The organism is Streptomyces sp. NPDC097617 (assembly GCF_044761485.1).
Classification (GTDB): Bacteria; Actinomycetota; Actinomycetes; order Streptomycetales; family Streptomycetaceae; genus Streptomyces.
Window position 1 is genome coordinate 118,950 of record NZ_JBIWCL010000018.1, and the last position, 22,563, is coordinate 141,512.

General features: G+C 69.2%; 25 protein-coding genes, 1 tRNA gene and 3 pseudogenes. 24 read left to right on the plus strand and 5 right to left on the minus strand.

Features of this window, described 5'->3' with window-relative positions:
* Together ACIQZO_RS26260 and ACIQZO_RS26265 are read left to right on the plus strand one after the other, a co-directional pair.
* A pseudogene (locus ACIQZO_RS26260) lies at nt 1–384 on the plus strand (RNA helicase); the annotation flags it as partial.
* A gap of 216 nt (nt 385–600) precedes the next feature.
* Nucleotides 601–673: transfer RNA gene (locus ACIQZO_RS26265), tRNA-Lys, on the plus strand.
* 218 nt (nt 674–891) lie between these two features.
* Here the strand turns inward: ACIQZO_RS26265 and ACIQZO_RS26270 are convergent.
* Nucleotides 892–2,118 (minus strand): annotated as a pseudogene (locus tag ACIQZO_RS26270) (tyrosine-type recombinase/integrase); the annotation flags it as partial.
* Nucleotides 2,052–2,681 carry a hypothetical protein gene (locus ACIQZO_RS26275; protein WP_403630448.1) on the minus strand — a complete coding sequence of 210 codons (630 nt, stop codon included), beginning with the start codon at nt 2,679–2,681 and terminating at the stop codon, nt 2,052–2,054. The pseudogene ACIQZO_RS26270 and the gene ACIQZO_RS26275, both read right to left, overlap by 67 nt.
* 110 nt (nt 2,682–2,791) lie before the next feature.
* Here ACIQZO_RS26275 and ACIQZO_RS26280 point away from each other — a divergent pair, with 110 nt between their 5' ends.
* From ACIQZO_RS26280 to ACIQZO_RS26335, 12 genes are all read left to right on the plus strand, one after another.
* Nucleotides 2,792–3,028 carry a helix-turn-helix domain-containing protein gene (locus tag ACIQZO_RS26280; protein ID WP_403630451.1) on the plus strand — a complete coding sequence of 79 codons (237 nt, stop codon included), beginning with the start codon at nt 2,792–2,794 and terminating at the stop codon, nt 3,026–3,028.
* Nucleotides 3,025–3,258, plus strand: coding sequence for a helix-turn-helix domain-containing protein (locus ACIQZO_RS26285; RefSeq protein WP_403630454.1), 234 nt, complete (start codon nt 3,025–3,027; stop codon nt 3,256–3,258). The genes ACIQZO_RS26280 and ACIQZO_RS26285 overlap by 4 nt, the downstream gene beginning before the upstream one ends.
* Before the next feature lie 125 nt (nt 3,259–3,383).
* Complete coding sequence (locus ACIQZO_RS26290; RefSeq protein ID WP_403630457.1) at nt 3,384–3,572, plus strand: hypothetical protein; 189 nt, start codon at nt 3,384–3,386, stop codon at nt 3,570–3,572.
* Nucleotides 3,573–3,774: 202 nt separating this feature from the next.
* Nucleotides 3,775–4,656 (plus strand): bifunctional DNA primase/polymerase, encoded by an 882-nt coding sequence (locus tag ACIQZO_RS26295; protein WP_403630459.1) that lies wholly within the window; start codon nt 3,775–3,777, stop codon nt 4,654–4,656.
* A complete protein-coding gene (locus tag ACIQZO_RS26300) occupies nt 4,653–5,777 on the plus strand; it encodes an AAA family ATPase (RefSeq protein WP_403630462.1) in 1,125 nt (374 codons plus the stop codon). Before ACIQZO_RS26295 ends, ACIQZO_RS26300 begins: the two co-directional genes overlap by 4 nt.
* Nucleotides 5,778–6,068: 291 nt before the next feature.
* The gene (locus tag ACIQZO_RS26305; protein ID WP_403630465.1) at nt 6,069–6,620 is read left to right on the plus strand and encodes a multiprotein-bridging factor 1 family protein; all 552 of its coding nucleotides are present in this window, start codon (nt 6,069–6,071) and stop codon (nt 6,618–6,620) included.
* Nucleotides 6,617–6,898: a hypothetical protein gene (locus ACIQZO_RS26310; protein WP_403630468.1), complete on the plus strand. Its 282-nt coding sequence runs from the start codon at nt 6,617–6,619 to the stop codon at nt 6,896–6,898. The genes ACIQZO_RS26305 and ACIQZO_RS26310 overlap by 4 nt, the downstream gene beginning before the upstream one ends.
* Nucleotides 6,879–7,385: a helix-turn-helix domain-containing protein gene (locus ACIQZO_RS26315; RefSeq protein ID WP_403630470.1), complete on the plus strand. Its 507-nt coding sequence runs from the start codon at nt 6,879–6,881 to the stop codon at nt 7,383–7,385. Before ACIQZO_RS26310 ends, ACIQZO_RS26315 begins: the two co-directional genes overlap by 20 nt.
* The gene (locus tag ACIQZO_RS26320; protein WP_403630473.1) at nt 7,382–8,101 is read left to right on the plus strand and encodes a hypothetical protein; all 720 of its coding nucleotides are present in this window, start codon (nt 7,382–7,384) and stop codon (nt 8,099–8,101) included. Before ACIQZO_RS26315 ends, ACIQZO_RS26320 begins: the two co-directional genes overlap by 4 nt.
* On the plus strand, nt 8,098–8,361 hold the full coding sequence (locus ACIQZO_RS26325) for a hypothetical protein (protein ID WP_403630476.1): 264 nt from the start codon (nt 8,098–8,100) through the stop codon (nt 8,359–8,361). The genes ACIQZO_RS26320 and ACIQZO_RS26325 overlap by 4 nt, the downstream gene beginning before the upstream one ends.
* Before the next feature lie 128 nt (nt 8,362–8,489).
* Complete coding sequence (gene hisS / locus ACIQZO_RS26330; RefSeq protein ID WP_403630479.1) at nt 8,490–9,818, plus strand: histidine--tRNA ligase; 1,329 nt, start codon at nt 8,490–8,492, stop codon at nt 9,816–9,818.
* A 43-nt stretch (nt 9,819–9,861) separates the two neighbouring features.
* On the plus strand, nt 9,862–10,473 hold the full coding sequence (locus ACIQZO_RS26335) for a hypothetical protein (RefSeq protein ID WP_403630482.1): 612 nt from the start codon (nt 9,862–9,864) through the stop codon (nt 10,471–10,473).
* Between the two features lie 591 nt (nt 10,474–11,064).
* On the opposite strand, the gene ACIQZO_RS26340 is transcribed toward ACIQZO_RS26335, so the two are convergent.
* Complete coding sequence (locus ACIQZO_RS26340) at nt 11,065–11,256, minus strand: hypothetical protein (protein ID WP_403630485.1); 192 nt, start codon at nt 11,254–11,256, stop codon at nt 11,065–11,067.
* A 194-nt stretch (nt 11,257–11,450) separates the two neighbouring features.
* On the opposite strand from ACIQZO_RS26340, the gene ACIQZO_RS26345 reads away from it, so the two are divergent.
* Nucleotides 11,451–12,269 carry a Scr1 family TA system antitoxin-like transcriptional regulator gene (locus ACIQZO_RS26345; RefSeq protein ID WP_403630487.1) on the plus strand — a complete coding sequence of 273 codons (819 nt, stop codon included), beginning with the start codon at nt 11,451–11,453 and terminating at the stop codon, nt 12,267–12,269.
* The gene (locus ACIQZO_RS26350) at nt 12,266–12,475 is read left to right on the plus strand and encodes a DUF397 domain-containing protein (RefSeq protein WP_403630490.1); all 210 of its coding nucleotides are present in this window, start codon (nt 12,266–12,268) and stop codon (nt 12,473–12,475) included. Before ACIQZO_RS26345 ends, ACIQZO_RS26350 begins: the two co-directional genes overlap by 4 nt.
* Nucleotides 12,476–12,605: 130 nt before the next feature.
* Here the strand turns inward: ACIQZO_RS26350 and ACIQZO_RS26355 are convergent, their stop codons facing one another.
* Together ACIQZO_RS26355 and xerC are read right to left on the minus strand one after the other, a co-directional pair.
* A complete protein-coding gene (locus tag ACIQZO_RS26355; RefSeq protein WP_403630492.1) occupies nt 12,606–13,367 on the minus strand; it encodes a hypothetical protein in 762 nt (253 codons plus the stop codon).
* A gap of 404 nt (nt 13,368–13,771) precedes the next feature.
* Nucleotides 13,772–14,719: pseudogene (gene xerC, locus ACIQZO_RS26360) on the minus strand (tyrosine recombinase XerC); the annotation flags it as partial.
* A 271-nt stretch (nt 14,720–14,990) separates the two neighbouring features.
* Here xerC and ACIQZO_RS26365 point away from each other — a divergent pair.
* The 8 genes from ACIQZO_RS26365 to ACIQZO_RS26400 all read left to right on the plus strand — a co-directional run bounded on the left by ACIQZO_RS26365 (nt 14,991) and on the right by ACIQZO_RS26400 (nt 22,543).
* A complete protein-coding gene (locus ACIQZO_RS26365; RefSeq protein ID WP_403630495.1) occupies nt 14,991–16,340 on the plus strand; it encodes a DUF3631 domain-containing protein in 1,350 nt (449 codons plus the stop codon).
* Between the two features lie 583 nt (nt 16,341–16,923).
* Nucleotides 16,924–17,457, plus strand: a complete 534-nt coding sequence (gene mobC / locus ACIQZO_RS26370) for a plasmid mobilization relaxosome protein MobC (RefSeq protein ID WP_403630498.1) — start codon at nt 16,924–16,926, stop codon at nt 17,455–17,457.
* Entirely contained in the window at nt 17,458–19,131 is a 1,674-nt protein-coding gene (locus tag ACIQZO_RS26375) for a relaxase/mobilization nuclease domain-containing protein (protein WP_403630501.1), read from the plus strand.
* 65 nt (nt 19,132–19,196) lie between these two features.
* Nucleotides 19,197–19,499, plus strand: coding sequence for a ParB N-terminal domain-containing protein (locus tag ACIQZO_RS26380; protein WP_403630503.1), 303 nt, complete (start codon nt 19,197–19,199; stop codon nt 19,497–19,499).
* Complete coding sequence (locus tag ACIQZO_RS26385; RefSeq protein WP_403630506.1) at nt 19,496–20,161, plus strand: hypothetical protein; 666 nt, start codon at nt 19,496–19,498, stop codon at nt 20,159–20,161. Before ACIQZO_RS26380 ends, ACIQZO_RS26385 begins: the two co-directional genes overlap by 4 nt.
* Before the next feature lie 113 nt (nt 20,162–20,274).
* Nucleotides 20,275–20,622: a GntR family transcriptional regulator gene (locus ACIQZO_RS26390; RefSeq protein WP_403630509.1), complete on the plus strand. Its 348-nt coding sequence runs from the start codon at nt 20,275–20,277 to the stop codon at nt 20,620–20,622.
* Nucleotides 20,619–21,593, plus strand: coding sequence for a DUF1648 domain-containing protein (locus tag ACIQZO_RS26395; RefSeq protein ID WP_403630511.1), 975 nt, complete (start codon nt 20,619–20,621; stop codon nt 21,591–21,593). Before ACIQZO_RS26390 ends, ACIQZO_RS26395 begins: the two co-directional genes overlap by 4 nt.
* Nucleotides 21,594–21,865: 272 nt before the next feature.
* On the plus strand, nt 21,866–22,543 hold the full coding sequence (locus tag ACIQZO_RS26400) for a sporulation delaying protein family toxin (protein WP_403630513.1): 678 nt from the start codon (nt 21,866–21,868) through the stop codon (nt 22,541–22,543).
* Nucleotides 22,544–22,563 lie beyond the last annotated feature (20 nt).

The following is a 22,563-nucleotide window of genomic DNA, read 5'->3' on the forward strand; positions in this document are numbered from 1 at the left end:
CCGTCCGGTGGTGGCTTCCGTGGTGGCGACCGTCCGTCCGGTGGCTTCAACCGCGATGACCGTGGTGGCGACCGTGGTGGCTTCCGCCGCGACGACCGTCCCTCGGGCACCTTCAACCGCGACGACCGTCCCTCGGGCACGTTCAACCGCGACGACCGTCCGTCCGGTGGCTTCCGCTCCGGTGGCGACCGTCCGTCCGGTGGTGGCTTCCGTCGTGACGACCGTCCGTCCGGTGGCTTCCGCTCCGGCGGCGGCGACCGCCCGTACGGCCGCCGTGACGACCACCGTCCGTCCGGCTCCGGCTCCGGCTCCGGTTCCGCCGGTTCCACCGGTGGCTTCGGTGGCCGCCGCGACGACAAGCCGCGCTGGAAGCGCAACGGCTGATCGCAGCTGAGCTGAACCCCTGAGAAAGGGCCCGTACGACACCCAGGTGCCGTACGGGCCCTTTCTTCGCTCCCGGCGCTCCCGGAAGCTGATGGTGCGTAACGCCCCTTCGGGGACCGGACCGAGGCGCCCGGCGGCGGTGGCGACAGGCCGGGCGGGGGATACCCGATCGGCTGACCGGCGCGGTCCGGCTATGCTCTGGGGTGAGCACCTGGAGGGCCATTAGCTCAATTGGCAGAGCAGCGGACTTTTAATCCGTTGGTTGTCGGTTCGAGTCCGACATGGCCTACTCACCCCTTCGGGGGCGGAACCCTCGTTGACCTGCGTCAACGGGGGTTCCGGCGTCTCCGGGATCTGCCCGGCGGGTGAATCCGTAGGCGGGGTGGTCACCATGTGGTCACGATCGCCGTCGGCTGGTGCCTTCGGCGCGGTGCGGCGGGCGCGCGGTACAAGGGCCGATGCGCGGTCTGCGGCGTCCCGTCCGACGCCGCCGAGCAGGTGCGAATACGTGTCCGACGTGATGGTGATGGTTGAGTGACCGAGCCGCTTCGACACGATCGCCATATCGATGCCGGCGGCGAGCATGAGGGACGCTTGACCGTGGCGCAGGTCGTGAAGCCGGATGCGGCGTAGTCCGGCCTCCTCGACCAGGGCGCCAAACAACTTCGTGACGTCGTCGGGGCGCAGGGGCTTGCCGTCCTCACGGGCGAACACGAGACCGTGGTCGGCGTATGCCTTGCCCCACGTCCCACGCTCCTGGTCCTGCCGCAGCTTGTGAGCGATGAGTGCGCCGACCGTGACCTCGTCGAGGTCGATGATGCGATCCTCGCCGGACGCGGTCTTGGGCTTGCCGAATGAAACGCCGAGGTGTCCGGCGTCGCAGTAGGGACACGCGGCGGGCTCCTGCTTGTTCTTCTTCCGTCCGGACTCCTGGACGATCTGCTGCCGAACCACGATCACGCGGCTGGCGAGGTCGATGTCGTCCCAGCGCAGGCCCACGGCCTCACCGCGGCGCAGGCCGGTACCGGCGACTACCTCGAACATGGCGCCGAGGCGGTGTGTACCGATCGAGTCGAGGAACTGGCCTAGCTCGGCGGGCTCCCACGGCTTCACGTTCGGGCGCTGCGAGGCCGGCAGGTCGACATCCTTGGCCGCGTTAAAAGTGATCATGCGGCGACGTACGGCCGTTGAAAGGGCGCTGCGCAGCGTCGCGTGAATCCGGCGAACCGTAGCGGCCTTCCGCTTCCCGTTGTCGAGGGTGGCGAGCAGCTGGTCGACGTGCGACGGCCGCAGGTCCCGCAAGCGCAGTCGGCCGAGGTGCGGCACGAGGTACTCATCTATGTGGCTCCGGTACGCGCGGATCGTCGAGGGGCGCAGGCCGGCCCGCCGCTTCAACTCCATCCACGTTTCGAGCCACACGGCGACGGTCTGCCCGTCGTCGTGGGTGTAGCTGCCTTCGTTGACCCGGCCGAGCAGCTTGGCGAGCGCCTTCTCGGCGTCGTCCGCGGTGCGGAAACCACCCTTGCGGGCCTGCTTGCGCTTCCCGTCCGGTCCGAAACCGACGTCGGCGACGTAGTACCAGGCGCCATGGTCCTTGCGACAGTTCCGCCGGTTGCCCTTGGTGTCGTAAGTGGCAGGGCACTTACACCGCTTGTAGGTCGAGCCCTTCACTGCTGTCCTCCCTCGCGTTGTGTTTCTGGCAGGAACCCCGCCTTGCGTGCCCGGTGAATCCACGAACGTACGGTCGCCGGATTCGCCTCGCGTGCACGTGCGATGGCTCCGGCAGGGTCCTTCACACCAAAGATCGAGTGCGTCGCGTACTCGATTGCGACGCTCGCGAGGTGCGTCATGCTTCGCATCTTCCGAAGGCCCGCCGGCGTCGTGTCATTCGCTAGCTCCGGGAAGTGCTTGAGGACAAGCTCTTCGGCTCCGCCCGTCTGGTCACCTACCGGGTACGGACCGCCAGGTCCGCCGCGGCCCAGCTGGATCTCAGCTTGGAACTGTGCTGCGGACTCCCAGCGTGAGAGCGGCAGGTCTCGCATATCGCTCGGCTTGACCGAGATGTACTCGGCATAGGGCAGCCCCGGTGCGGGACGCACGGTGATCGCGATAGGTGAGAGCCGGTATCCGGGTACGGCGATGTACTCGAAGACTGCGGCGCGACCGGGCGCGTTCGGATCGGTCACCGTCACAGATACGGAGACGGCTCCATCCGGGCCCCCGTCGACCGGTTCGATGTCGGACACGGTGATGTGTACGGGCTCGGGGCCGTCGGGTTCGTCTGGAGAGCTGGGCATGGGGCCATCGTGCATGAACCAGGAACGGTTACGCAACACATACGGAAGAAGTTTCGCCACATTTAAGGATACTGTTGCGCAACGCTCCCGGAAGGTGTTCTACTTCCGGCATGTCGCCCGATGACCTTCACCGAGTCAGCACGGTGCGTCGCCTCGCCGCAGTGGGTGAAGCGCGTGCTGTCCGCATTGCCCGTCGAATCAGCCTCCGGGAAATGGCCGCCACCCTCGGAGTCCGCCCCTCGACTGTCTCCCGCTGGGAAACCGGCCGAGCAGTACCGCGCTCCGCGGTGGCGCTCCGGTGGGCAGACCTGCTCAGCCTCGACATCCGAGGGGAGCGCGCCGCATGAGTAGTAGTCGCGGACTCACTGTCGAGGAAGTCCTCTCGCTGCCCGCCGCTGTAGACCTAGTCACCGCCGGCCGTGCCTGCGGGATCTCCAGGACCACGGCCTACGACCTCGCCCGCCGCGGCAAGTTCCCCGTGCCGTTGCTACGCCTCGGAGCGCAGTACCGAGCGCGCCGCGTCGACCTGCTCGACCTGCTCGGCATCGAGCAGCCTGCCCCTACCCCCGCCGCATGAAGACGGGCTCTCACCAGGGTGGCAACCCCGGCGAGAGCCCTCGCAGTACCCCCACAGACAAAGAGGGCCCGGGACTTAGCTCGCCAGCCAACCCGGGCCCCCTCACGTACGGAGCACCACACCTCATGATTGCACGCACCGCCATAGCACGTGCCGCGCAAGCCCTCGACGCCTATGACCTCGCCATCGAGCAGGGCGACCGAGGCGGCGTGGAGAGCGCCGCCGCCGAGGTCGGCCTGTGGTGGACCATCGCCGAGGCGCAAGGCGCCACCACGGCCGACGTTCGGGCCCACCGCACCAGCCGCGCCCGATGACACTCCCCACCGCGCCCAGGTGGCGCGCCGCCCTCCGTACTCCGCCCCTGCCGTGCGGGCACCGTGATCCCGCCCTTTGCGACCCCGCGCCGAGCGGGCCCTCTACATACGGCCTCGACGATCAGCAGCTCGCCGCGGAGCGGGGGCGCTGCCTCGCCGCAGGCTGGGCCCTCTGGGAAGTCACCGAAAGGCTGATGCCCGCGTGATCGAGTCCCGCACTGCGCCCGCGCGGCGAGCAGTCGAGCACGTGCTCGACCTCGCCGCGCGCGGCATGCACGTCTTTCCGCTCCGCCCCAACGACAAGCGGCCTGCTGTCGACCGATGGGAGCAGCGCGCCACCGTCGAACCGGACCGCATCCGCCGATGCTGGGACGCCGTTCCGTACGGCGTCGGTATCGCTTGCGGTCCCTCCGCCCTGGTCGTCGTCGACCTCGACACGGCCAAGGGTGATCAGCCACCGGCCGAGGGCATCACCAGCGGCGAGGACGTGCTCGCCCTGCTCTACGAACACCACGGCGACCGCTTCCCGTTCGGTACCACGCCGACCGTTCGCACCACGTCGGGCGGCACGCACCTGTACTACCGCGCCCCCGAAGATCGCGAGGTGCGTAACTCCGCATCCCGCGTCGGGTGGAAGGTCGATGTACGGGCCGCTGGGGGTTACGTCGTCGCTCCGCCCTCGACCGCAGCCGGGCAGCCGTACACGTGGCTGACTGGCCCCGCCGACGCCGAACCCCTGCCGCTCCCCGCGTGGCTCGCCGAGCGTGCCATCCCGAAGCCCATCGTCCTGCCGCGCCCCGCCATGCCCGCTGTCCTCCGCAACGCCACCGGCTACACCGCAGCAGCCCTGCGCGGTGAACTCGAAACCGTCCTCGCCGCCCAACCCGGTACCCGAAACGACACCCTGCACCGAGCCGCGTTCAATCTCGGCACTCTCGCCGGAGCCGGACGCCTCGACACCCGGCTCGCCGTCGAGGCCCTGCTCGCCGCCGGGCAGTCCATCGGCCTTACGCCGGGCGAGGTGCAGGCCACCGTCACTTCCGGCATGCGCGCCGGCACCAGCAATCCCCGGAGCAGCGCATGACCGCCCCCGCCGGCCTCGATATCGAGGCCATACTCGCCAAGGTCGCGCCCCCCGACGAGGCGGACCAGGGCGCGGCCGGACGTTCTTCCGAAGAGCACTTCGAGCTGCGCGTCGAGGGACTGCTCGGCGAACTCCTCGACAGCGACGCCCTCGACAACATCGAACCTCTTGAGCCCGTGGTCGATGGCCTGCTCTACCGCGACAGCCTCGCCCGGCTCTACGGCCCATCCGGCACGTTCAAATCGTTCCTCACGCTCGACTTTGCAGCGTGCGTCGCAACCGGCCTGCCATGGCATGGGCAGGACACCCAGCGCGGGCCCGTCCTGTACCTCGTCGCCGAGGGAATCCGCGGTATCCGTAAGCGCGTCCGCGCATGGGAACAGCACCACGGCCGCCGCATGACAGGCGTCAAGTTCCTGCCCCGACCCGTGCAGGCCCTTGACCCCGAATGGGCCGTACTGGTCGAGGTGTGTAAGCGGCTTGAGCCCGCCCTCGTCATCGTCGACACACAGGCCCGCGTGACCGTAGGCGTCGAAGAGAACAGCAACACGGAGATGGGCCGCTTCGTCGATCAGATGGAACGCCTACGGGCCGCCTGCGGCGCCTGCCTGCTCCTCGTCCACCACACCGGCCACGACACCGAACGCAGTCGGGGAGCCACCGCCGTAAAAGGCGCCCTACAGACCGAACTCGGAGTCACCCGCAAGGACACCGACACGGGCCCCGTCATCACACTCAGAACCGGAAAGCAGAAGGACGACGAGGAGTTGCCCGACCTTGCGTTCGGCATCCATCAGGTCATCCTCGACGGCGAGGCCAAGGAAGACGGCACGCCCGTTACTTCCGTCGTCCTGGTCAAGCTGGACACGGCCGGAGAGTCGCAGGCGCGCACCAGCTATCAGGGCCGCGTCGACGAAATCGCCGACGCCCTCGACCGCGCCGGGGTGCCAGCCAAGGCCGGCCGTGACCGCCTGCGGACCGAGTGCACCCGCCTCGGAATCCAGGCCCGGAACGACGTACTCGGCGACGTAGCCAAGCACCGCAAGAACCGAACAAGCGCCCCCAACGGCCTGTCCCCGAGCACCCTCGAAGACATGCCGGGAACGGGACAGGGTGAATAGGACAAACCGCCTGTCCCCAGGAACGGGGACAGGAAGGAAGAAACAGCAGGTCAAACCTGTCCCGGACAGTTCGGGGACAGCAGGAGGCAGGGCACCACCCGACGACCTGTCCCCCCTGTCCCCCCTCTTTAGAGGGGGGACAGGGGACGGACGGAAGCCCCCGCCCCAGCACGCTGCCTCACCGCGGGCCCCAGATCGTCGACAACGACGCACGGGGCCCGCCCCTGTATCCGCCAATGTCGCCCCGCGACGTTCCCTGTCTCGCGCGCACGCGCGAAGGAAGACCCCCCGATGAACACTCCGCACCTCGACCGCGACCGGTCGCTCGCGACGCGCGCACGCACACCCGCGCGTCAGGCAACGCCGATCCCCGCGACCGCGTCCGGCATCGTGACCGGTCGCGAACAGGTTCGCCTCGCCGCCACCCTTGGCACGCTCCTGCACGCCACGCGGACCGCCCGCGGATGGTCCGCACGCCACCTCGCCGCCCGAGTGGGCGCCACGGCCTCTACCGTGACCCGACTGGAGCGCGGCGAGCGGCGCCCCTCCCTCTCGATGCTCCGCGCCTTGGCTGCCGAGTTGACCGAGAGCACCGCCGAGGCAGCCGACCTCTTGACCCGCCTCACTGCCGCAGCCGGCCCCTCGCTTGTCCAGGGCACCCCCGGGACCGAACGACGCCGCGTCCGCCGCCTGCTGCGGGCCCGACAGGCAGCCGCCCGCGCAGCGTTCCAGGAGCAGCGCGCCCGCGAGGAATCCGAGCGCCCAACCCGCATCACCCGCCGCGCGCTGCGCCGCATCGCCCAGCACTCCACAGCCCTCGACCCGCGAAAGGCCACCCGATGAGCAACCGCGCCGATCTCCTCGCATGGCTGCGAGCCCAACAGCGGGCACAACGAGACGCCGACATCCGCGCCGGCCGTAAGGCACCGCGCACCATGCGGGAAACCGAGCAGTACCTCGAACACCGCGAGACGTTCGAGCAGCGCCACGCCCGCGAGGCCGAGGAGCACCGCCAACAACGCGCCAACAAGCGGGCCCGCGCCGCGATGTGGCGAGCCCAGCGAACCGCGCAGGCAGCAAGCGCGCGCGAAGGGGCGACCGATGAGCAGTCCCAGCCGTGACCACCGCGTGAGCACCCCCTCTGTGGCCAGCAGCGATGCGTCCTCCACCGGATATCAAATCCGTAGGAATCGTGAGCCCGAGCAGTCCCTCGACCTCACCCTCGACGACGGATCAGTCGTCATCCCTCCGGCCGTAGCGGGCGACGTCCTACGCGCCCTCGTGCGCGACATCACCGTCCGTATCCGCGCCGACGGCGGGGAAGTCGGCCCCGGGGTGCGCCGCCTGCTCTACGCATTGCACGAGGCGGCCCAGCGCGCCGAACTCGAACACAGTTCCGATATCGGTACTGCGCTGCCGCCCCCTGCCACGGTGGTCGAAGTATCGGTCGACGAGGCCGCAGCACTCCTCGAATGCACCCCCGAGTACGTGCGACGCCTCGCCCGCCGCGGAACCCTCACCGCCCGCCGCCTCGGCGCCCGCGCTTGGGCAATCGACCGCACCGCACTTGATCACTACCGACATCGAGCAGGAGCCAACGCAGCATGACCCACACCATCGAACCGCCGGCCGACGAGGTCACCATCGCCGAACGGGATGAGGCCGAAGCGCAACAGCTTCTCGCCGCCCTCGAAGAAGCCGTACTTGACGGCGACATCATGATCACCCCGCAGCAGCTCACGGAGCAGCGGGAACTGAGCCGCTTCGCCCGCCTGAGGGCCGAAGCCGCCCGCCGCAAGGTCGAACGCTTCGCCGCCGAGGCCGCCGAACGGAAGCGAGCACGGACCGTGGCGCGTGCCGTTCGCCTGGTCGACAACGCCGCCGACCCCGCCACGGTGGCCGCCGCCTACGACAACGCCCGTGCGGCCATCGCTGCTCTCCTCGGCATCGTGAAGGCTCACGACGACGCCATTGCCGAAGCCGCACACCTGCTCAGGCAGGCCGACGCCCCCGCTATCACGCGCTTTGCCAGCGACCCGGCAGCTGACGTAGAAACTGCGCCCGCGTGCCGCACCGCACCGACCGTCGAGCCCCAGCACGCAACCCTGTCCATCGAGACCGGCACCTACCGCGCCGCCATCGGTACGGGGCCGGCCCTCGTCGCCCTACTGGACGAGATCACCCAGGCGTACGACGTATCCATGCCACCGGGCAGCGCGGCATTCATGCAGGCCCCAATGTCTGAGCATGCATATCGCCACACCTACCCGGTGCGCCGGCTCCTCGACCTCGCCAGCACGCAGGCCGAAGGGAGCACCAAGTGACAGACCGCGCGCACATCACGGACGACAATCACCACCAGGCCACCATGCATCGGCACGCACCGGAGCCGACCGGGTACGTGTCCCCCGCATACCGGCGATGGGCCGAGTACTCCCAGCGCGCCGCGGAGCCTTCGCCCGACACCTTTACCCTGCCGACCACCACGGCCGAACTGGACGCCATGAGCTATGCCGACCGCGTACGCGCCTACACCGAAGATCAGGCCCTGTACGACCGGCTCACCGGCCGCACAGCCGTATAGGAAGCGACAGAGCCCCGCTGCTCAGGTCCCTCCGACCGGCCGCGGGGTAAAGCGTTCGCATGGATCGGGTTGAGACACCGGCCGATGTGTTTTGCCCCGGGCCGCTGGCTTCCGGGATTATGGCTCGCATGGCCTCCTTGAAGCAGTTCGACCCCGCGTCCGGGACGCGCGACTTCCTCGCCGCCGAGTTCGAGCGGCGTGAGCACGCGTTCGCGACTATCCGTTCCGTGTTCGCCCGCTACGGCTTTCAGCCTCTTCAGACCCCGGCATTCGAGCGGCTGGACGTGCTCACCGGCAAGTACGGCGACGAGGGCGACAAACTGATTTTCAAGATCCTCAGGCGCGGCGAGCATGAAGCGACCGGAGAGGCAGACCTCGCCCTTCGCTACGACCTCACTGTCCCTCTGGCCCGAGCAGTAGCCGCCTACGGCAGTCAGCTCCCCACGCCGTACAAGCGGTACGCCATCGCGCCGGTATGGCGAGCAGATCGGCCCGGCAAGGGGCGGTTCCGTGAGTTCGTTCAGTGTGACCTGGACATCGTCGGCTCATCCTCGCCGCTTGCGGACGCGGAGGTCGTTCTTGCGCTGCACGACGCCCTTGAGTCGCTCGGCGTGCCGGAGTTCCGTTTCCTCTTGAACTCCCGGCACGTTCTGTTCGGTCTGCTGGAGGCGTACGGCGTCCCGGACGATCTCGGTGGCGGCGTGCTGATCACGCTCGACAAGCTCGACAAGCTCTCCCCGGAGGCGGTCGTGACCGAGCTGGTAGCCAGTCGTGGACTGTCGCCAGAGGTGGCGGAGGGCTTGGTCGGCGACCTCACTGCCCCCGACTCCGTCGAGCGCATCCGGGATGAGCTGAAGGCCAGCGAAACCGGTCAAGCCGGGTTGGCCGAGGTGGACCGGCTCCTAGAATTCACCAAGGACGCCATCCCCGCCGAGCGCATCGGATTCACGCCAAACCTCGTGCGGGGACTCGACTACTACACGGGGATCATCTTCGAGGTAGTCGCCCCCGGCATGCCCGGATCGATCGCTTCCGGAGGCCGGTACGACGGCCTTATCGGCCGACTTGGAGGCAAGGACTCCCCTGCGTGCGGCGGTTCACTGGGCATCGAACGCATCCTGCCCCTGCTCGCACAACCAGACGAAGCCACCTACTCCCAGATCGACGTAGCCGTCACGGTCATGGGCGAGGACCAGGCCGCCGACAGCTTCCGCCTGGCAGCCGAGATCCGCCGTGCTGGAGTCCGCACAGGTGTCTACCTCGGGTCAAGCGGAAAGTTCGCCAAGCAGATGAAATGGGCGAGTGACCAGGGGGCCCGATTCTGCGTGATTTACGGCGCTGCCGAACGTGAGGCCGGTACCGTCACCCTGCGGGACATGGACAGCGGTGAACAGGTCCAGGTCCCGTTTGATCAGGCCGCCGAAGAACTCTCCCGGCGGTGCGCACCATCCAGTTGAGCAGCGGACCCCTCCGCTGCCGACTCGTTCCAAGGAGGAGCGGATGGGAACGCAAGGCGATCGAATTTTCGAGATCACGGCCGAGCGCGGGTTTCCGGACCCGTGGCTCAGCTTCGGGGACTCGCTCTGTGATGAGGCAGCCCTCAGCACAGAGTTGACCCGAGCCATCAGCAAGGCGCGCAAGGAGTCCTCGGACCAGACCCACGCCGAGGTTGCGCGGGTCTTCGAGGCGAAGAAGGCGAATCTCCGGCGCTGTGCCGGAATCCTGGACCAGGTGCTCGGCGACTACGACGAGTCGGGCATGTGGAACGTCCTGGACGAGCGGGCCGGCAGGCTCGACGTGCCGGACGTGCTGGAGACCTGGGGCCGCACACAGGCACTCCACCCGTTCCCCGTCGTGCTCCGCAGCCTTGAGTTCAACTGGGGCTACATGAAGGAGCACGGCGTCCGGGCGTTCTACGAGATGACGCGGGGCTACGTGTCGCGCCTCCAGGAGAACACCGAGCGGTGGCACGTCGCATGGCAGGGCGAGGTACAGACCGGGGTCGTGGACCGCATCACGTCCATCGAGGCCGACCTCGCCAGCATCGAGGCCCCGATGCACTGTGACGTCTGCAAGAAGACGATCACCGCGCTGCTGTACCTCGACGAGTAGTCCGCGGTAACACAGTGGGCATGAAGGAGGCCCCCGCACCGGCTGACCCTGGACAGGTCATGCAGCCGAGCGGGGGCCTTGGTGCACCCGCTCTGGTCACACGGCGGGGGAGCCGGATGAGCCCCACCCCACCGGATGGCGAGGTCTTCCAAGGGGGCTCCCGCGACCAGAGCGGGGGTCTAGGTGGCGCCGGAGCGCCGAGCGCGAAGGCCACGCTGCTGAGGTTCAGCAGGAGACACCAGCGGCTACGAGGTGGCGATCACACCTACGGCGAGCAGCACCAGCGACCCGAAGATCATCACGAGGTACAGAGGGCCGGCGAACCGACCGAACCGGCGCAGGGCCCACCTGCCTAAGCAGTGCACTACGCCGCCCCTGAATCGATCGAAGCCGGACGCAGAGCGCGGGCCGATAAGGTCGAGGAGTCGACGCAGCGGGCGCACTCGCAAGGCGGGTAGCGACCCGGGTCCGACAGGACGACGTACGGATCGCCCGAATGAACGCGGAGCGTCTGTGACCACGTCTGGCCCGAATCCCGCGACACCCGAAGCGTCATCAGGACTCGCGGTTCGTCATCGCCCAAGCTCCGAATCACAGGCTTCCCCGTCCCTGATGGCTTTCCTTGTTGGCCTCGGCAACGAGCGGCACCAGGCGCTCACGTGCGGTTGGCCGCCGGAACGATCCCGTCTCCCACACGTCGTCGTTGGGCGCCTTGAGGGTGAGGAGAACCCCGTCCCAGGCCGTCACGATCCCTACTCGGCCCGTCCGGGCATCGGTGGTCAACTCCCCTTCCCTCGGCACGTATGCAGGCTCAACGGTCCCGCCGTTCCCCTGCGCTTCCGGCACTCTCCCGCTCATGCGTGCCGCGCCTTTCGCTGGGTACGTCACCTTGCGTAGTTCCAGGGTTGCCCCGTGCTTGTAGGCCCGCTAGGCGTGTAGCCATGACAGGGCGAGAGTCATGAAAGGCAGTTGGACAGATGACCGCAGAGACCGACGGCCCGGATCCCACCTCGTCGCTACTCGCCTTCTTCGGCTCGGAGTTGTTGCGCATCCGCACCGAGGCTGGATGGTCACAAGCGAAAACGGCCCATAAGGCGCACACCACGCAATCGATGCTCAGCAAGGTCGAGTCGGCTCAGCGAGTGCCATCCGAAGACCTAGTTCACGATCTTGACGAGGCGTTCGGCACCGGCGGGCACTTCGGCCGGCTGCACCCGCTCGTCATCCGCTACGCATACCCGAAGTGGTTCCTGCCGTTCATCGAGCTGGAGCGAGACGCTACGTCGATGCGTGTCTTTGAGAGCCAGATCCTGCCCGGCCTCTTGCAGACGGAGGAGTACGCCCGAGCCATGCTCAGCGCCGTCCGCCCGGACAACCTTGACGATCTCGTTGCGGCGCGGATAAGCCGCCAAGACATCCTTGAGCGGGAGACTCCGCCCCGGTTGTGGTGCGTGGTAGACGAGCACGCGTTGCTCAGGCCCATCGGCGGAGCCGGCGTGATGCGGGCCCAGCTCGAACACCTGTTGAAGGCGAGCGAGAAACCTCGCACCGTGATCCAGGTGATCCCGACGAACGTCCCAGCTCATGCAGGTCTCGCCGGGCCGTTCACGATCCTGGGTTTCAACGAAGGCCCAGATGTGCTCTACGTGGACGGCTTCGGACAGGGCCGCATCGCGCTCGATATGACCGAAGTAGCCGAGGCCGCTCGCTCCTATGATCTGCTCAGGGCCGTAGCCCTGTCGCCCGACGCAACCGCCGACCTGATCGGCGCGCACCTGGAAGGACTGAACCGATGATCAGCGCAAGCAAGCTGTCCGTTGCATGGCGCAAGAGCAGTTACAGCACCAACGGCGGCAACTGTGTTGAGGTGGGACAAGGGATCTCCCATGCCGTCCCTGTCCGTGACAGCAAGGACCCGCACGGCCCGGCGCTCATCTTCGAGCCGTCCGCGTTCGCCACGTTCGTCTGTGCCATCCAGCGCGGGGAGCTCAGGGCGTTTTGATCCGCCTACCCACTCCCTCGGAGTTGAGGAGCGCAAGGGCCCCCGGTTCCGAGACCCGGGAACCGGGGGCCGTGTGCTGAGGGACGATCTACGTCAGAGCGTCAGTCCCCTGGGGGGATCCGCTGCGACCTCAGGCGGCGCGCAGTGCCGGGCCGCGGGCGTCGTCGAGGCGGGCGAACACCTTCTTCGCGTACGAGTTGCTGCGGGTAGCTAGGCGCGCTGCTTCGGCTGGCGGGGTGCCCCTTGACCAGCACGATTCGAGGACGACACGGGCGGCATCAGTAGACAGCCGTTCGGGCTGCTCGATGGGCACCTCGTCGTCATTGTCGGCGGCGGGTACCTCAAGGCGGTACACCTGGCGGTCACCGCAGATGACCAGCGGTGATGCCTGCGGCGCGGTGCCGACCTGGTCGGTGTCGAGTGGTGGCTCGGCGGTCACCTGGACCGCAGGCGGATCGGTCACCTGAACCGGGTAGCCGGCCGGTTCCGCCGTGGGCGGCGGGGTGACCGGTGCAGCCGCGGTGAGGGTCCGCTCGCGCGTCCGGACGATGGCCTCGACGTCGGCGAGCCTGTGCACGCGCCACAGGACAAGCGGAGCGATGGCGGACACTCCGACGACCAGCGGCCACGCCACGGGTAGCAGGCCGGCGGACACGAGGTGCGCCGCGGCGTTCGTGGCGATCATCGCGGCAACGGCACTAGCCACGTCGCGCCGTGCGCGCAGTGCCCGTACGGCGTAGATGTCGAGGGCGGCGGGCAGGGCTGCGGCAGTCCACTCGTCGAGCCCGGCAGCGCGGGCGAGGGCGTACTCGGCGGATGCGGTGACGACCAGGGCGGCGGCGAGCGCGGCCCATGCGAGGTAGTCGCGGGGTGGGCGGGTACGGTCGTGCAAGGGTCTTGGCTCCTTGTACCGGAAGGGCTTCGGCTCAAGGCGCCGCCTGGTGTTACGAGCACTGGGCGGCGCCGTCGTGGTGTCGGGGGCGCGGTGGTCACGTGGTCACGGTCGTGGTCACGGACGCGCTGTAGAGGCCCGACAGGGGCCGGTACGCGGTGGTGGGGCTCTGGCCTGCTGACCGGCATGGGAGCCGGGAATTGTCATCCGGCATCATCCGGCGACACGTCCGAATTCGAACTTTTAATCCGTTGGTTGTCGGTTCGAGTCCGACATGGCCTACCGCTCACAGGCGGGGGTTAACCCCTCTGACCTGCTACTGAGCGCCCCACCCGGTTTCGGCCCGGTGGGGCGCTCAGTCGTTTCCAGGCTCGTGCGTGAGCGGACGGCCCGTCATCCCATGGTCAGGAGGCGGACGAGCGGGCACGAGGCACCAGCTGCGCCGCCGCCTCTGCGGCTGCCTGGTCGACCTCGGGGAGCAGGCTCGTGTACGTGCCCGAGGTCAGCGTGATCGTGGAGTGGCGGAGCGTCTCCTTGATCGTGTGGAGGTCGCCGCCCCCGCCGTGGGTGAGCGTGGCCGAGACGTGGCGCAGATCACGAAGGGTGATCGGCGGCAGGTCGGTGCGGGCCAGGATCTGACGGAAGGTCTCCGAGGCGGTCTCGGGATGGAGCCAGGCGCCGTTCTCCTGGGTGAAGACCTTTCCGGTGTCCTGCCAGGCCGGCCCCCACTTCTCCCGCTCCTTCAGCTGACGGGTGCGGTGCTCGCGGAGCGCGGCGACGTTCAGGCTGTCCAGGGCGATCGTGCTCGCGCTGCCGTCCGTCTTCGGTGCTGACTCGTACGGGTCCCAGCCGTCCACCACGATCTCCTTGGCCGGCGTGATCTGCCCGCCGTCCAGGTCGACGTCGGACCACTCCTGGCCGACGCACTCGCCCCGGCGGAGGCCGCGGGTGCCGGAGAGGTGGAAGAGGGCGTACAGCCGGTCGCCTTCGGCTTCGTCGAGGAAGGCGCCGAACTGGGCCGGGGTCCACACCATGACGGGGGAGGGCTTCTCGCCGGTGATGCGCCACCGCTCCACGCGGGCGTCCGTCCACAGCAGCGGCTTCGGGCGCTTGCCGGACTCCAGCTCTACGTGGGACGCCGGGTTGAACGTGATGAGCTGCTGGCGGATGGCTCCGTTCAGCGCGGCCCGCAGGGTGCGGCGGACGCTCTGCCGGGTCGCGGGGCCGGTGGGCTTCCGGAAGGGCTCCATCGCATCGAGCTTGGCCCGCTCGGCGGCCAGGAGTGCCCGCTCGGCCGCGACCGGCCTGCCGGCCTTGCTCGGCTTGCAGCGGGCGATCTGCTCACACCGGGCCGACCTGCTGGGCCTGTTGGGACTGGCCGCATGACCGCCCGGCTCCGCGCCGGAGGATTCTGCGCGGAGCTGACACATATTGCTGGACTGTGGCCAGGGCCATACGTACTGTTCGTGTTCCCCCGGGGCAGCCAACTGCCTGCGCCCGGTGGCGAATTCCCCGGCGGATCGACGCCGGAGGCCCCCACAACCTCCCCCACCCGCGACGCGCGGACCACCCGGTGCCCGGGTACCGCCGCATGCCCACAACCCACGAAGAAGGAGCTGCCCCTTGGAACACACCCAGCCCACCGCCAAGACCGTCTGGCCCGTGACGGCGATACCCGGTCAGCCCGGCGCCCACCTGCAAGACCGCCGGAAGGAGCCCGGCGAGGAGCTGTCCCCCAGCCTCCCGGCCCAGCCCGCCGACCTCGGCCCTCGGCCCATGGCCGAAGGCGAGCAGGCGCTGGACGACCTGCGGCAGAAGGTCAAGAAGTACGTCGTACTGCCCAGCGAGGAGGCCTTCACGGCGGTGACGCTGTGGGTGGCGGCCACTCATCTGCAGACCGCCTGGCAGCACGCGCCGCGCCTGGCTGTGGTCGGTCCCGCGAAGCGGTGCGGTAAGTCGCGTTTGCTGGACGTCGTCGCCGAGACGGTCCACGACCCCTTGGTCACGGTGAACGCCTCTCCCGCCGCGATCTTCCGGTCGATCACCGAGACCCCGCCGACTCTGCTGGTCGACGAGGCCGACACCCTCTTCGGCTCGGCGAAGGTGGCGGAGAAGAACGAGGAGCTGCGCGGTCTCATCAACGCGGGCGCCCAGCGAAACCGGCCGACCCTGCGGGTCTCCGGGCCCAACCACGAGGTGTCGAAGTTTCCCACCTTCGCCATGGCGGCCCTCGCCGGCATCGGCGATCTGCCCGACACGATCATGGACCGCTCGGTCGTGATCCGGATGCGCCGCCGCAGGCCCGGCGAGAGCGTGGCGGAATTCCGCTCCGCCCGCGACATCCCCGCGCTGAACGCCCTTCGCGACCGCCTCGCCGCCTCGCCGCCTCGCCGCCTCGCCGCCTGGCTGACGCCGCTCCACGCCACGGCGATGGGCATGGCGCCTGCCATGCCGGTTGAGGACCGGGCGGCCGATACCTGGGAGCCTCTGGTCGCCGTCGCCGTCGCCGTCGCCGTCGCCGTCGCCGTCGCCGTCGCCGTCGCCGTCGCCGTCGCCGTCGCCGTCGCCGTCGCCGACCTCGCGGGCGGCCAGTGGCCCGCCCTCGCCCGCACCGCCTGCCAGGCGATGACGAGCCACGAGGCCGAGCAGGACCAGGACAGCAGCGGCCTGGGCATCCGCCTCCTGGCCGACATCCGCCGCGCCTTCGCCACCGAGGGCGACCCTGCGGTGATCCGGACCAGCCGCCTGCTCGACATCCTGAACAAGGACGACGAGACGCCCTGGCCGGAGCACACCGACAAGGGGCTCACCCCGCGCGGTCTGCAGATTTTGCTGAAGGACTACGGGATCAGCTCGGCCAACCGGCGCTTCCCCGACGACAGGCAGGCCAAGGGCTTCACCCGCCTGCAGTTCGCCGACTCCTGGGCACGCTACTGCCCCGAGCCGAAGCCGGAACCCGCCACCGGCGCCTGACCCGGCACGACCCGTCGCGACCCGTCGCGCCGCAGGTCAGCCCGGTTACGAGTCACAGGCCCGCAACGAGTCGACTCGACATCAACACCGCACCCGTACCTGCCCTGACCAGGCACGCGACGAGTCGCGACGGGTCCCCACCCTCCACGGGCGGCCACGCCCTGCCCTGCACGCCGTGGCCGCCCCTCCCCACCTGCCCTTGGAGCACACCCGCTTGTCCGCACCTGCCACCACCGCTCAGGCCGCCCCGACCGCGCTGGGGATCACCGCGATCCGCCTGGGCATCACCCTCCTCGGCGTCACCGCCTTCGCCCTCTCGGGCACCGCCGCCTGAACCACCGCGGCCTCCCTGCCCTGCCCGCCTCCGCACCAGCCCAGCACCGGGGGCGGGCCCCACATGGCCCACGTCGCCGTGACCCCACCAACACCCCCACACCCGCCGAGGAGCATCCGCATGCCCGACCAGCCGAACGAACTCCCCACACCAGCAGCCCAGATACCCTCCGCCTCAGCCCCAGACCAGGCAGCAAGGTATGGCGTTGGACCGTCCAAGGGCCGGTCCAACACAGCCTCCGCCCCAGGGGTGGCGGAGGAGGAGCCCCGGCGCGAGGGCGCACCGGAGCAGAGGCCGTCGGGCCTCTCCGCCGTCGGCAGCAGTCCCGTCGTGGCGGTACGGGCCGCCGACAAGGCCGCCCTCTACCGGGTCGCCCGCCGCCGCAGGCGCAAGCACGTCCAGCGCAAGGAACGCGTAGATGTCCGCTGGAGCGTGGAGGAAAAGGCAGAGATCCTCGGCGAGGCCCGCCGGCTGAATCTGGCCGGCGCGCACCTCGTCGGCGCGATCGTCATGGCGCACCTCCACGGCGATCTTGCACTGCCCGGCCAGCGCACCGGGCTCGATGACCTGATCGACGAACTCGCCGCCCTGGGCTTCGAGGTCTCGGCGATCGGCAAGAACCTCAACCAGATCGCCAAGAAGCTCAACTCCGGAGGCCATCCACACCCTGGGGACAGCGCGGTCCTCGCCGCGGTCGGTGACGTCCTCGACCGGGCGCACGCTGCCGCCAGGGCGATCGACACCGCCGCATATGCGGCTGCCACATCGAAGCGGGTGGCGTGATTGATCGCGAAGATCGGCAAGGCAGGCGCCAACACCCGTGGGCTCCTGAAGTACCTGTACGACACCGTACGCGCCAAGGATCACACCGACCCCCACCTGGTGGCGGCCGGGGTCGACGGCTTCGCCCCCGACCCCGGCCGCCACGAGGCCGACACTCTCGCCCGGCTCGCTGCCATCCTCGACCTGCGGGTCAAGCAGGCCGGCGACCGCGCGCCGGACAAGCACGTGTGGCACTGCTCGGTTCGGGCCGCACCCGAGGACCGGATCCTGTCGGACGAGGAGTGGGCCACGGTCGCCCGCCGCGTGCTGAACGCCACCGGCATCGCACCCGCAGGCGATCCGGACGCCTGCCGCTGGGTCGCGGTCCGCCACGCCGACGACCACATCCACATCGTCGCCACCAAAGTCCGTGGCGACCTCAGCCAGCCCCGCAACTGGAACGACTACCTGCGCGCCGACAAAGAACTCGCCGCCATCGAAAAGGAGTACGGGCTACGCCAGGTCGTGCGCGGTGACCGCACGGCGGCCAAGCGGCCCACCCGTGCAGAGCAGGAGAAAGCCCGCCGCGCCGGACACGCCACCACCGCCCGCGAGCGCCTGAGCACCCACGTCCGCACCGCACTCACCGCAGCCACCAGCACAGACGAGTTCTTCCACATCCTTGCAAGCACCGAGGTACTGGTGGAAATCCAGCGTTTCCCTTCGGGGGACGTGCGCGGCTACAAGGTCGCCCTCGACGGCGACACCAACAAGGACGGGCAGCCGGTGTGGTTCTCCGGCTCCGTCCTCGCCCCCGACCTGTCCTACCCCAAGATCGCAGAGCGCTTCACCGACGCTCCGGCACCGACCCTCCCGCAGCCCGGCCGCAGGCGTCCGGCGTGGCAACGGGTCACCGACGCCACCGACCGCATACCCGACCTCCTCACCCGAAGCGAGGACGGCGACGCTCAGGCGCACATCGCCGTCCTCGCCGAGACACTCGACGCCCTCCCGCTGATCGCCTCAGCCCACCTTCAACCGCAGCTGATGCAGGCGGCAGCCGCGTTCGAACGGGCCAACCGCTCCCGCATCCGCGCCCGACACGAACAGGCGCAGGCCACGCGGCGGGCGGTGAAGGCGATCGTGCGGGAACCCGCCCCGAAGGACGCGGCCGCCCTGGCGATCATGCTCGACGTGATCTGGCTCGCCGTCATCGCCGCGCGGCACTGGCACCAGGTCCGGCAGCACGACCAGCAAGCCGAGGCCGCCCGCCAGACGGCGGAGCATCTCCGCGCCGCCTACCAGCAAGCCTCAGCCCAGCCCATGGCCGTGATCGTCCAACGAGGCCAACGCCTGACCGTGCAGGTTCAGCAGCGGCAAGTGACCATCCTCCGCCAGGTGCTGCCGGAACTGGCCGAGCAGATCCTGGCCGAGCCCGGCAGGCCCGCCCTCGCCGACACCCAGGCCGCCGGCCACGACTCGGCCGTCCTCCTCACCGAGGCGGCCACCCGAAGGGAACTCGACACCGCCACCTCCATCAGCGACGTCCTCGTCTGGCGCCTGCGCCACACCGCCGACCTGCCCACCGCTGACAACCCCGAGACACCCGCCCGAGGCAACCGCCCCGCCTCGCCCCCGGCTCCCGCCACGCAGCCCACGAACCGGACCACGAACGGCGGCGCTCGTCGGCGCTGACTCCGTGAAGCCGACAGAAGTTAACCGACGATCCCCGGTTAGCCAAACCGGGGAATCTCCAGACCATGAACACCAGGGCCTACGCCCAACCCCATCCACAAGGCCGCACGGCACACCCATGCCGTCTGCACCCCCACCACCGCAAGGAGCACACCCTGAAGGTCCACCCCTTCGCCGACACCCTCCCGATGCTCGACCAGGACGAGCTGCACGACCTCGCCGAGTCCATCAAGACCGAAGGCCTGCACCACCCGATCGTCCTCGACCCCGACGGGGTCCTCGTCGACGGCCGCAACCGCCTCGCCGCCTGCAAGATCGCTGGAGTCGAACCCGCTTCACCACCGACGACAGCGATCCGCTCCGCTTGATCGTCTCGCACAACGTGATCCGCCGGCACGTCAGCAAGGGCCAGCAGGCCATGATCACCGCGATGGCGTGTTCCTTTTCGGGACACTCCCTGTGGGCTCAGGCCAAGCTCCACGGCCTCAGCCGCAGCCGCCTCTCCGCCGCCAACGTCGTCCTCAAGCACGCCCCCGACCTCGCCGAAAGGGTCCGGGGCGGCACGCTCGGCCTCGACGCCGCCCACGCCGCCCACGCCACCGCGCTCCAGCGCAAAGCCCACGCCGAGGCCATCGCCGCCCAGTACGAACAGCTACGCCGACACGCTCCCGGCCTCGCCGACCAGGTCACCGAGGGCCACATCAGCCTCGACGAAGCCCTCCTCCGCCACCTGGTAAGAGACACCGATACCGTCCGTGCCGCCGACGGCGACACCGCACCCGCCCTCACCCAGCTCGCGGATCGCGGACAGATCACCTGGGACCAAGCGGCTCAGCGCGCCGAGGAACACCGCACACACCGCAGCGACGCCATCCGCCGCACCCAGCAAGCCCTCCAGATCGTCGCCGAAAACTGGACCGCCGTCCACGACCTCACAACCCGACCCGACACCCCCTACACCCAGGAGATCCTCGACGGCCTCACGCCCGAAGCCCGAACTCTCGTCACGCAACTGACAACCCGATCCTGACCCCGTCAATCCCTGGGGGGTCACGTCCAAGGCGTTGGCCCCCGAGGGAAACCTGCCTGTGCTCATCGGACCCCAGTCATCATGACGCCAATAGTGCTACGCTCACTAGCATCATGCTGCTGAGACTGGACACCACGGACAGTCGCCCTCTCCACGAACAGGTAGCGGGGGCGATCCGGCGCGCCATCGCCGAGGGTGAGTGCGCGCCGGGGGACCGACTGCCTCCGGCCCGGGATCTTTCCCAGGCGCTCGGGGTGAACGCCAACACGGTCTTGCGCGGGCTGCGCGCTCTGCGAGACGAGGGGGTGCTGGAGTTCCGGCGGGGTCGCGGGGTCACCGTCGCCGAAGGCGCGGACCAGCGGTCCGAACTGCTGAGCAGGACTCGGCAGTTGGTGGCCGATGCCGCGCACCTCGGATACAGCAAGAACGATCTCATTGAAATGATCAGGGGGCTTTCGTGACTGACCGTACGAAGCGGACGGGTGGCACGCGCTGGGGAGCGGCGGCCTGGGCGGTGGGCGTGCTGGCTGTGCTGGCGGGACTTCCACCGGCCGCGAGCAGCCGGCTGCCGAAGCGCCTTGCCACGCATTGGGGCGATGGGGCTCCTGACGGTTCGATGCCCTTGTGGGCGGCGGCCGTGTTCCCGGCGCTGATCTGGGCCGTTCTGGCGCTTTCCATCGCCATAGCCGGCCGGCGCGGAGGCGCGCCCGCACGGGCGTGGATCGGGGTGTCCCTGCTGTCCGGCGGTGTGTTCCTGGCCGGCGCCCAGGCTTCGATCGTCCGCGCCAATCTGGACCGGACCGACTGGCGGGACGCCGGTTCAGTGGGCGTGGGGATGGCCATCACGGCGGCGGTCGCGGTCGTGGCCGGTGTGCTCGGGTGGTTCGCCGGCCGGCGCGCGGCGCTCCCGGTCCAAGCTCAGCAGGACGGGAGCGGCGAGGTCATGGAGATCCCTGAGGGTGAGCGCCGAGTCTGGCTCTCCCGGACCACGAACCCCTGGCTCCACCTGACCGCCGCCCTCACCGGCCTCGTGGCGGCAGCCGCCGTACTCGCGGCCGCTGGGGGTCTGATTGGCATGCAGTGGGCGCTCATCGCCCCGTTCGCGATCGCTTCGGTGCTCGTACTGTTCTGCGCATCGGTGCAGGCGCGGGTGACCGAGTCCGGGCTGGAGGTGGCCTTCGGTCCGCTCGGCTGGCCGGTGCGCCGCTGGCCGGCCCAGAACATTGTTTCGGCGCGTGCCGAGATGCGGACCCCGGCGCAGGTCGGCGGGTGGGGCTACCGGCTCAGCGGCCTGGGCACCACGGTGATGCTCCGGGCCGGCGAGTGCCTGGTCATCCGCCCGGCCAAGGGCACGGAGTTTGCCGTGAGTGTCGATGACGCCGAACGCGGCGCCGCACTGCTCAACGCACTTTCGACCCGACGCACCAGCTAATCAATCAAGCCATTCTGGCGAAATTGATTCGCCAGAGTCGCCCTGATTGACACTCCCTCGGATACCCCGAGTCAAGTACCTCCGCCGCTACTGGCCGGAAAGAAGCGGAAGATTACCGGAAGGTGTCTTTCCGCTTAGGCCGGCTGTGAGTGCGGTCATATTTGCTCGACTCATGATCATTCCCTATGCGAATATCACGGAGGCAAGTTCACGCATCGGGGGGCGAGTGACCAAGAGCCTGTCCGCTCCCTGATGTTTTTCCAACGAGGGGAATGAAGTTGAACATCAAGCAGCGCGGCATCCTGGTGGTCGCGGGCGTTACGGCAGCGGCCCTGTGCGTGGCCGCAGCCCCGTCGGCGATGGCCGACGCGGGTACCAAGCCCGTCACCACCGTCTCCGTCGCGTCGCCGGCCTCGGCCAAGGCCGATGGCGAGAAGGTCTTCCGGGGCCTGTTCTTCGGCCAGGGTGAGGTCGGCAGCGACCTGTCGAAGCTCGACCTGTTCGCGGAGGCCCGCCAGCACGTCGACAACGAGGACCTCGACGAGGTGCGGGCCTCGAACGCTGTCATCGACCTGATCAACAAGCGGTCCCCCGCCTTCTTCGCGGAGCTCAGCGCGAAGACCCGCAGCGGCGACCCCCGCCAGGTCGAGAAGGCCGTCACGGACGCCCAGAACATGCTGATGGCAGTGGCGCAGAAGGACGACAAGGCCACTCCCATCGAGAACGGCCAGCTGTGCGGCGTCACCGTCGCGGTCGGCGCCGCGGTCGTCCATATCGCCGCCGTCGTGACCGCGGCCGGCGCCGTAGTGACGGTCACCGTCGCGGTGGGAGCGAACTTCGTCAAGGGCAAGAACTGGTTCTGGAGCCCGCAGCCCACCACCGGTGACGGCACCCCGCTGTCGAAGGACGAGGCTGTCGCCCAGGTGACGAAGGCACTCAAGGCCGCCTAAGCGAAAGGGGGGCGGAGAGG